Source organism: Mycobacterium sp. 1165178.9 (assembly GCF_001673555.1).
In the GTDB taxonomy this organism is placed as follows: domain Bacteria; phylum Actinomycetota; class Actinomycetes; order Mycobacteriales; family Mycobacteriaceae; genus Mycobacterium.
Window position 1 is genome coordinate 1 of the sequence record NZ_LZMB01000124.1, and the last position, 2,707, is coordinate 2,707.

General features: G+C 68.0%; 3 protein-coding genes. 2 read left to right on the forward strand and 1 reads right to left on the reverse strand.

The features are described from left to right. Together A5652_RS05995 and A5652_RS06000 are read left to right on the forward strand one after the other, a co-directional pair. Nucleotides 1–1,124 (forward strand): NAD(P)-dependent oxidoreductase (locus A5652_RS05995; protein WP_067347720.1); only part of this gene is annotated, 1,124 nt, incomplete at its 5' end. Between the two features lie 37 nt (nt 1,125–1,161). Next, nucleotides 1,162–2,172, forward strand: a complete 1,011-nt coding sequence (locus A5652_RS06000; protein WP_067347724.1) for a 3-isopropylmalate dehydrogenase — start codon at nt 1,162–1,164, stop codon at nt 2,170–2,172. On the opposite strand, the gene A5652_RS26485 is transcribed toward A5652_RS06000, so the two are convergent. Then, nucleotides 2,072–2,707: MFS transporter (locus tag A5652_RS26485; protein WP_156745178.1), on the reverse strand; the 636-nt coding region annotated here is incomplete at its 5' end. The two genes, A5652_RS06000 and A5652_RS26485, sit on opposite strands and share 101 nt — an antisense overlap.

Sequence of the window (2,707 nt, forward strand, 5' to 3'; positions counted from 1 at the left end):
TGGTCGCCCAGCGGCTCAGCGCCTTCGGCACCCACCTGATCGCCTACGATCCCTACGTTTCGCCGGCCCGCGCCGCACAGTTGGGTATCGAGCTGCTGACGCTGGACGAACTGTTGACCCGCGCCGACTTCATCTCAGTGCACCTGCCGAAGACGCCGGAGACAGCGGGCCTGATCGACAAGGACGCGCTGGCGAAGACCAAGCCGGGCGTCATCATCGTCAACGCCGCTCGCGGTGGTCTGGTGGACGAGGCCGCGCTGGCCGACGCGGTGCGCAGTGGCCACGTGCGCGCGGCCGGTCTGGACGTCTTCTCCAAAGAGCCGTGCACCGACAGCCCGCTGTTCGAGCTGCCTCAAGTGGTGGTGACGCCGCATCTGGGGGCGTCGACCGAAGAGGCGCAGGACCGGGCCGGCACCGACGTCGCCGCAAGCGTCAAGCTCGCCCTCGCTGGGGAATTCGTTCCCGACGCGGTCAACGTCGGCGGTGGCGTGGTCAACGAGGAGGTTGCGCCCTGGCTGGACCTGGTGCGCAAACTCGGGGTGCTGGCCGCAACGCTCTCCGACGGTCCGCCGGTGTCGTTGTCGGTGCAGGTGCGCGGTGAGTTGGCCTCAGAAGACGTTGAGGTGCTTAAGCTTTCGGCGCTGCGCGGGTTGTTCTCGGCCGTCGTCGAGGGGCCGGTGACGTTCGTCAACGCCCCCGCGCTGGCCGAAGAGCGCGGCATCGTCGCCGAAATCGGCACCGCGTCGGAAAGCCCGAACCACCGCAGCGTGGTCGACGTCCGCGCGGTCGCGCACGACGGCACCGCCGTCAACGTCGCCGGCACCCTGTCCGGGCCGCAGTTGGTGGAGAAGATCGTTCAGATCAACGGCCGCAACTTCGATCTGCGCGCCCAGGGCATCAACCTGGTGATCAACTATGTCGACCAACCCGGCGCGCTGGGCAAGATCGGGACGCTGCTGGGGTCGGCCGGGGTGAACATCGAAGCGGCGCAGCTCTCCGAGGACGCCGAGGGCCCGAGTGCGACGATCCTGCTGCGGCTGGACCAGGACGTGCCGGGCGACGTGCGGGCGGAAATCGGCGCGGCCGTCGGCGCCAACAAGCTTGAGGTGGTTGATCTGTCGTGACGGCTGATGCGCACCGACGCGATGAGATGGGGCGCCGATGAAGCTGGCGGTGATCGAGGGCGACGGTATCGGGCCCGAAGTCATTTCCGAGGCCATCAAAGTCCTGGACACGGTGTTGCCCGGCGTGGACAAGACCAGCTACGACCTCGGGGCGCGGCGGTATCACGCCACCGGCGAGCTACTGCCGGATTCGGTCGTCGAAGAGTTGCGCGCGCATGACGCCATCCTGCTCGGGGCCATCGGTGACCCGTCGGTGCCCAGCGGCGTGCTGGAGCGAGGGCTGTTGCTGCGCCTGCGTTTCGAGCTGGATCATCACATCAACCTCCGGCCGGGCCGGCTGTATCCGGGAGTGAACAGCCCGCTGGCCGGCAACCCCGAGATCGACTTCGTGGTGGTGCGCGAGGGGACCGAAGGCCCCTACACCGGCACCGGCGGCGCCATCCGCGTCGGGACGCCCAACGAAGTGGCGACCGAGGTAAGCCAGAACACGGCTTTCGGCGTGCGTCGCGTGGTGGCCGACGCGTTCGAGCGGGCCCAGCGACGACGAAAGCACTTGACACTGGTGCACAAAACCAACGTGCTCACCTTCGCCGGCAAGCTGTGGTCGCGCATCGTGACCGAGGTCGGCCGCGACTACCCCGACGTCGAGGTCGCTTATCAGCACGTCGACGCCGCGACCATCTTCATGGTCACCGACCCCGCTCGCTTCGACGTGATCGTCACCGACAACCTGTTCGGCGACATCATCACCGACCTGTCGGCGGCGGTGTGCGGCGGAATTGGGTTGGCGGCCAGTGGAAATATCGACGGCACCCGGGCGAATCCGTCGATGTTCGAGCCGGTCCACGGCAGCGCCCCGGACATCGCCGGGCAGGGCATCGCCGATCCGACCGCCGCCATCATGTCGGTGGCGCTGCTGCTCGCCCATCTCGGCGAGGACGACGCTGCTATGCGGGTGGACCGGGCCGTCGAGCAGTATCTGGCGACGCGTGGGAACGAACGGCGCGCCACCACCGAAGTCGGCGAACGGATTGCTGCCGGGCTCTAGTCTCCAGGCCGGGCGGCAGCAGCCGCGTCGGCACCAGTGGCACGGCCGCCATGGGGAACAACGCGCACAACATCCATGCCGGTGGGTATTTCGCGGCCGAGATCAAGGCACCGAACAGTGGGGGGCCGGCCGCCGCCATCATCCGCTGGGTGGTGTTCTGGATGCCGAGGGCACGCCCGCTCCAATACGGCCCGGCGAATTCGGTGATGGCGGTGGCTTCCAGCCCGTTGTCGAGAACCGCGATCACCGCGATGGCGACCATCAGCACCGCCTGCCACCGGGTGTTCATGTAATCGGCCCACGCCAGCAACAGCAGAATCAGCACCGCGGCACTCGCGATGTAGCGCACCGGTCGCATGCGTGAGCCAAGCCGATCGGACCAGCGGCCCACGGCCACGCGACCGAGCGCGCCGAGCAGCTGCGAGAGGGTGACCAAACCGCCGGCAGCCGCGACCGACCAGTGCAGGTTTCTGATCAGCCACACCAGCATGAACGTCACGGTCACCGTTTGCGGCATCATCAGCAGACCCGCCAC